This window comes from Methanosarcina sp. UBA5 (assembly GCF_002505485.1).
GTDB lineage: Archaea > Halobacteriota > Methanosarcinia > Methanosarcinales > Methanosarcinaceae > Methanosarcina.
This window is the reverse complement of sequence record NZ_DAVG01000062.1, coordinates 61,004-67,309: the sequence shown is the minus strand read 5'-3', so window position 1 is coordinate 67,309 and position 6,306 is coordinate 61,004. Positions and strand designations below refer to the sequence as shown.

General features: G+C 41.5%; 6 protein-coding genes. 1 reads left to right on the top strand and 5 read right to left on the bottom strand.

The genetic code is table 11. From position 1 onward, the window contains the following. From BP621_RS06210 to BP621_RS06195, 4 genes are all read right to left on the bottom strand, one after another. The coding region (locus BP621_RS06210) for a glycogen/starch synthase (RefSeq protein WP_292388560.1) at nucleotides 1-167 on the bottom strand (167 nt) is incomplete at its 3' end. A gap of 495 nt (nucleotides 168-662) precedes the next feature. Then, the gene (locus tag BP621_RS06205) at nucleotides 663-1,667 is read right to left on the bottom strand and encodes a galactose-1-phosphate uridylyltransferase (protein ID WP_292388559.1); all 1,005 of its coding nucleotides are present in this window, start codon (nucleotides 1,665-1,667) and stop codon (nucleotides 663-665) included. 56 nt (nucleotides 1,668-1,723) lie between these two features. Continuing rightward, nucleotides 1,724-3,478, bottom strand: coding sequence for a glycosyltransferase (locus tag BP621_RS06200; protein WP_394339286.1), 1,755 nt, complete (start codon nucleotides 3,476-3,478; stop codon nucleotides 1,724-1,726). A 456-nt stretch (nucleotides 3,479-3,934) separates the two neighbouring features. After that, nucleotides 3,935-4,762, bottom strand: coding sequence for an ABC transporter ATP-binding protein (locus tag BP621_RS06195; protein ID WP_394339285.1), 828 nt, complete (start codon nucleotides 4,760-4,762; stop codon nucleotides 3,935-3,937). Between the two features lie 375 nt (nucleotides 4,763-5,137). On the opposite strand from BP621_RS06195, the gene BP621_RS06190 reads away from it, so the two are divergent. Continuing rightward, on the top strand, nucleotides 5,138-5,494 hold the full coding sequence (locus BP621_RS06190; RefSeq protein ID WP_292388556.1) for a hypothetical protein: 357 nt from the start codon (nucleotides 5,138-5,140) through the stop codon (nucleotides 5,492-5,494). 146 nt (nucleotides 5,495-5,640) lie between these two features. Here BP621_RS06190 and BP621_RS06185 read toward each other — a convergent pair whose 3' ends face one another. After that, on the bottom strand, nucleotides 5,641-6,135 hold the full coding sequence (locus tag BP621_RS06185; protein ID WP_292388555.1) for a GNAT family N-acetyltransferase: 495 nt from the start codon (nucleotides 6,133-6,135) through the stop codon (nucleotides 5,641-5,643). Nucleotides 6,136-6,306: the final 171 nt, after the last annotated feature.

The following is a 6,306-nucleotide window of genomic DNA, read 5'->3' as shown; positions in this document are numbered from 1 at the left end:
CCATTTATTATCTCATCTTTATTTTCACAGTCTCGTGTAAACAGGTGGACCTCATGCCCCTCTGCTGCAAGAGCATCAGAGAGCTCGGATACATGAGGTGAAATCCCTCCTACACGTATCGAATACAAACTTTCCCAAGTAAACATTCCTATTCGAATCTTTTTCATAAGCTCACTTATCCCTTTGTCAAAATGGGAGTTAAGGAGTAAAGAAGAATGCAGGCTCCCCCTTGCCTTTCTAATATTACATTCTTTAGTTTGCTGAATTCAGACATATTAATGGTTTGTTATATTAATGAGATATATTAGTAATTTTATTTAATCGTTTATATTAATTAATAGTATTAATCTGTATATTAAAAGTATATTATTCAGTTGTATTATTCAGTTATACTAATCTAAAGTTCACTGAATCCAGCTTGCCACAATCTTTCTGTAATTCTATGCCCCCTAAGCCTTCAACAGGTTATATAAAGCAAAAGGGGTATGACCTTGATTTACATGATACGAAGATGGTTTTTGCGTTAAGAATTTGGTATTCTATACTTTACTAACTTTATTCCTTTTTAATGGTAGATAAACATATCTGTAAATTTTTGTTATAACCTAGACTGGAAATTAGAAGAGTCTGTTAAACCCCTCTTTTTCAGTTATTTAGGAGTCTCATTCTCCGTGCGTAAGGTCTTCCCTCAAATAAGAGGCTGCCCTTTCCGGAGAAATAGTATTGATATAACTTCCTGTATTGAGCTCAAAACCCGCATTAATAGAAATTCTAGGGAGCAAACGAAGGTTCAGGTGATATTCAGGAGCTTCGGAAAGCTGGTAAAACATATAGTTGAACGGTGGGTTTCCAAGAACTCGTCCATAACTTTTGAGAATGTCTTTCAGAATATGCCCCAGAGCAAAAAGAAGTTCGTCACTGCAATCACCAAGAGAACTGACATGCTTTCGGGAAAGGATCCAAACTTCAAATGGCCCCATTGAGGAATAAGGAGTAAAGGCTATCCATTCGCTGTTTTCAGATATCAAACGGGAAGAGGTTTTTTCCAGATTAAAGATAGCACAGTAAGGACATTTCTCTATTTTCCTGATAACTTTCAGTTCCCTTGCCAGAAGAGGGGGACAAAAAGGCAGGGCAAGAAGCTGGCTGTGGAGATGGTTAATCGAAGCCCCTGCTTTCTCCCCGGAATTTTTAAACAGGGAAACGTAGCGTATATTTTCACGAGATGTATAACTGCATGTACGGTCTCTATAAACCTGCATGAGTCCTGAGATTTCAAAATTAGAAAAATCCTCAAGCCTTCTCCCATGCAAAGGTGACTCTACGATAACTTCATGAAACCCATACCCGGGTTCAGCCTGCAGCCCATTTTCCTCATGCTTTGGGGAGTCAGGCACAGGTGAAAGAGCAGGATAAAGATTAGGAAAGCAGCGGAAATCCCAGTTGCGTACCCTTTTTTCAGGGGTATCGGAATAGATTTTCCCATTTTTATAGACAGCAGTGGCAAGAGGGGTATTTTCCTCGGCTCCTCCGCAGAAAAGGCAGCTTTCAGAGCCGTTTTTCCCGCGGCCTTCGTCCGCAACTGCAAAATCCGAAGGTCTTTTAGATCTTTCTTCGGCAATTATACAGTACTCGGAAAGAAAGTAATGTTTTCTGATTTCTGACATTTCAGGAAAACCTCATCATATCTCTTTTTGTTATTCCAGATACTTCAACTATCTTTTTATCCCCTACCAGCAGCATTTTCCTGTTTGCAGAACCTAGCCCCGCTTATCAGTTCATAATACTGTTCAGTAGGAGCTTTCCAGTCCATATCTTTTGCAAGGAGGAAGGCTTCTCTGCAGAGGAGTTTATACTTTACCCTGTCCTCTATGAAATTTCGCGTGAAATAGCTGACTGCCAGGGCGTAGTCAAGGACTGTTTCGTAATAGGAAAGATTGATATTGTCTACAACTATCACTCCCCCAAGCACTTCTTTAAGGGATTCAATTGTCTTTATCGCATCACTGAAGCCGCAGACCTGGCTGACCACGCTTGGGGTTCCTTCTATTCCGGCTTCAAGCCCTGTGAGCAGGAAGGGGTCATAGCGCGAGGGAAAAATGCCTGCACAGCAGCCTGCCATAAATTCCCCAACTTCCATGCCCAGTCCTCCATCCGAGCTTGAAAGAATCTGGGGATATAGAAGTGCTGCAACCGAGCGTTTTCCCCGTACCATTTTCGAAAAATCAAGCCCCTTTTCCTCGATCATCTGCTGGATTCTCAGCTCGTTTCCCACAAGCACTTCTTTTGGCAGGTTCACAGGAAATCCTGAGGGGAGATTTGTTTTGGGCCCTTCGGCCGTAACAAGGAAACAGATTACCCTGATTCCCTCCTGCATATGCCCTTCGAGAATACTGTTCTTTATTATATGCTCAAGCGCAACAAGGGAATCGAGAAGGTCAGGATACCCTTTATTTTCCACCTCCAGACGGGAAATTGTGAAAATCGGGATTATCTTTTCAGGTTCTATCCTTTCCCCTCCGTGGTACTTATACAGGTTTTCGGAAAGAAATTTTCGGATTCTTTCAAGGGAGCTTTCTTTCAGGTCCCAGTCTATCTTATCAGACTCTATGGTTATTCCGTTTCGGATAACAATCCCGTGAATCCCGTAAAAGAGCCTGGCTTCCTGGCGGGTCGATTCCCCGACTGCAGTAACCGTATCGGCATATGCAGCCAGAGCCTCAAGGGCAGCCAGGTTTTCAGGCACGCCTGAAGGCCATGTGCTGTCATTATTCCTTCTTTTCTGGATGGAGTTATATCCTGCATTCCTTCCGGGCAGAGTTGCGTGCAGGGTTGCAACCGTATTTACCGGGATTCCGAGTTTCTTGAGCCTGGCTGGCGCATAAAAAACCCCAAATTCATGGCAGTGCAGAGAGACACCTGGGCAGGGAATAGAACCCTGAGTTGAAGCTACACCAGAGGTTTCGGGATTTTCCGAAGCTGTGCTTATAAGGAGCCTAATAAGCTCGGAAATCGCATAGGACAGGCAGAGGTAATGGGTATATTCAAGCCCGTTTGACATATTTTCATATCTCAGGGAGTCAAGCCCAAGGTGCTCGTAGGCTTCAGCTTTAATCCTGCTTTCAAGGTTCATCTCCTTTCCCTGATATATGGAACGTATTTTCCCAAAATCTGAGGTTTGAAACTGCAAATATCCTATCTTCATTTTCCCTACGAATTTGCCTCCTGTAAACACCTTGATACCTGAGTTTTCAAGGGATTCAAGACTTTTCCGGAGTTCCTCGTCAGGGTTGAGGGATTCAAATTCCTCCATATCCGTAATCCTGTTTAACCCCCGATTCCAATCCGCACCCCTGTGCGCATAATAAGGGCCCGCAACGAGGATCTCTTTATCTTCTTTTGTATCTAGTTGCCCTGAATCGACAAGCGCGGCAAGGGTTTGTGCTTCTTCATGAATAACATTCCAGATCCCGCCCATTTTATTTGATTTAGGACCTGCTTCTTCTCCGGCAATTATGACAAAATGCTTTCCCAATTTTTAATCCCCCAGGGCCTTTTGCCATTCAGTTGTATGTTTATATTTAAATTCACGTATGAATATTAAAGTGTATCAATCGAAGAGAAGTTTGTAAGGGATGCAGGACGCGTGACGGAACGATTAAAATTTATAACTGCGGCCTGTTAGAAGAAATGAAGATAGACAATGTTAAAGAGAAAAAGGAAAAACATGAAAGTCGCAGAACCTGTTGAGGATATCGATAAAAAGCATAAATCAGTATCAGTTTATTCTGATACTTCAGAGTTATTGATAAGCCTGAACTGCTGATAAGCCGAGATTGTTAATATGCCTGACTGTTGATCAGCCTGCATTTTTAATATGCTTGCGTTAATTTTTCACTTTGTCAGCTCTTTTGTTTTAATTCATGCCTGATCCTCAGATGAGAGCCTGGTAGTAACCGTTCTTCTCCACGACTTCAACCGGAAGGGAAAACAATTCCGAAAGGTTTGCGTCGGTAAGAATTTCCGGCTTTTTTCCGTCCATGAAGATTTTTCCGTTTTTTATTAGAATCACACGGTTAATTTCGGGAATAATATCTTCAAGGGTGTGAGTAACAAGAATAATACTCTTTCCCGAGCCGGCAATTTTCCGAACAATTTCGCGGAAGCTATGAAGGGCTTTAAGGTCAAGGCTGTTTGCAGGCTCATCTAAAATAAGGGCTTCGGGGTCATGCACAAGGGCTCTCCCTATAAGTACCCTCCTGGCTTCTCCTGAGGAAAGTTCGGACATCAGCCTGTCTGTAAGGTGGGAAATCTCAAGAAACTCAAGCACTTCCCTTGCTCTGGTTTCCATTTCAGGGGTAACTTTATGGTTATAGTAAATTCCTATGCTGCTGAAAAACCCTGAGAGTACGACATCCAGCACACTAACCTGGCGATAGTAGATCTGCTGAAGGTCACCGGAGACTATCCCGAGCAGTTTCCTGAGATCAAAGACATTCCAAGTCCCTTTGCCCATAATATTCAGAACAAGCCCATCAGCCGCTGCAAGAGGGTGATATTCCTTTGTAAATGTCTTGATGAGAGAAGATTTCCCAGAGCCATTAGGCCCAATAATCGCAACATGTTCTCCCTGCCCAATTGATAGGGACACCGAATCAAGGATTTTTCTCCCGCCTCTGACAACGGTTACATTTTTCAGTTCCAGTAAGGAAGGAGAATCGGTCTTCCCTGGAAAGTCCATGTTTTGAGTCATTTTTATCATCTATCTGAAAGTCTAGAGTAAAAGTCTCGCTAATCCATGAATTTGAGATTACACTCAATTTTTCTGTGAGCAAACCAACCTATAATTTTAGATATAAGTATTTGCAGTTTAACTCTTTCAAAAGGTTACAACCAGAGATAATAAACCTTAATAAAACTATGAGTACAAATACCTAACATCGTAACAAATTAGCTGATATATTTACATCCGATTTAACGCATCTTATGCCCTGAATTGTCCAAAGATTCTTAATGGGACCTTTCTAAAAATTATTAGTCTCTATTTTAGTTTCTTGTCTTTGTTTCTTACGTATATTTAATCTTATAATATAGTTTTGCCTCTACCGAAAAACGGGTAGTTCTGGGGGGTTATTTGTTGGAAGTCTGCAGTGCTCGGGGTTCGTTCAGTTCCTACCTCTACGAGATACGTTTCATCATTCTTTTCTATGTAATAGGAGATTGGGCCTCTACTGTTTGTGCCTTACCTCAGGGTACGGAATATAATCCGGTCCCTGCAATGATTCTGGAAAATTACGGGATATATCACCTTTTACTTGTTAAAGTAGGTTTTATTCTCCTGCTTTTTTATGCAGCCCCTTTGATAAAAGCGTCGGGGGAAAAATGGGCTCTCACAAAACGTATTATAGAATCCGTTGGGGTCTTTGTAACCGCAAATAATCTTATGGTTGTCTGGTATGGAAACAGCCTTATACAGGTTATCGGGCTTGTATGACTCAGTCAGGCCTGCGCTGCCTGCATGTTTTCCGTCTCTAATTACAGGTTTACAGGCTGACCTGAATTTTTATTTTAATCTATTCCAGCCTGTTTGATTTTCCTTCCGGGAGTATATGATTTTTTTCTTTCGCCCTTCATTCTTCATTATCTGGTTTTCGCATAAAGGAAGCAATCGTAATAATCTTCCCCTATCCGATGGACTTTTTTCATTGTGCCTTCTTTTTCGTACCCGCATTTCTGGGCCACACGCTCGCTTGCAAGGTTCCGGGTATCCATAAGGATAACAATTCTCCTTAAATCCAGTTGCTCAAACCCGACCTTTTCAAGCTGTCTTACAGCCTCGGTTGCAATCCCCATTCCCTGATAGTCCCTGTCAATGAAGTAACCGATTTCTCCTATCCAGGGCCTGTGCTGGTCAATCCTTATCCCGCAGGCTCCCACAAGTCTTCCGTAATAAAGAACGGAAAAGTTGTACTCAAAGTTAGCCTTTCTTTTAGTTTCATTTAGTTCCAGAAAATACCTTTCTTCTTCAAGCGTTTTTATAGGAAACTCAATGAACTCGAGGTTTGTACGTGTAATTATGTCAAAGAAACGTTCGGCATCAAAGAGTTCTTGAGGGCGAATTTTTACTTTGGGCATAAATAGAGATTGAATTTCCTTATGAAAAATGTTTTCAGGCTCTATTTTATTTATCTACGCTTTTTATTTATCTGGAAGTGCTCAAAAACAAGATAGAAGTAGAATGTAAATAAATATGAATAAAATGTAAGTATATATAAATAAAATATAAGTACACCCCTTATTAAATAG

Coding starts and splice junctions, on each gene's coding strand:
- BP621_RS06185 (WP_292388555.1), bottom strand. CDS start 6,135: ATGCCCAAAGTAAAAATTCGCCCTCAAGAACTCTTTGATGCCGAACGT.
- BP621_RS06205 (WP_292388559.1), bottom strand. CDS start 1,667: ATGTCAGAAATCAGAAAACATTACTTTCTTTCCGAGTACTGTATAATT.
- BP621_RS06200 (WP_394339286.1), bottom strand. CDS start 3,478: ATGGGCGGGATCTGGAATGTTATTCATGAAGAAGCACAAACCCTTGCC.
- BP621_RS06195 (WP_394339285.1), bottom strand. CDS start 4,762: ATGATAAAAATGACTCAAAACATGGACTTTCCAGGGAAGACCGATTCT.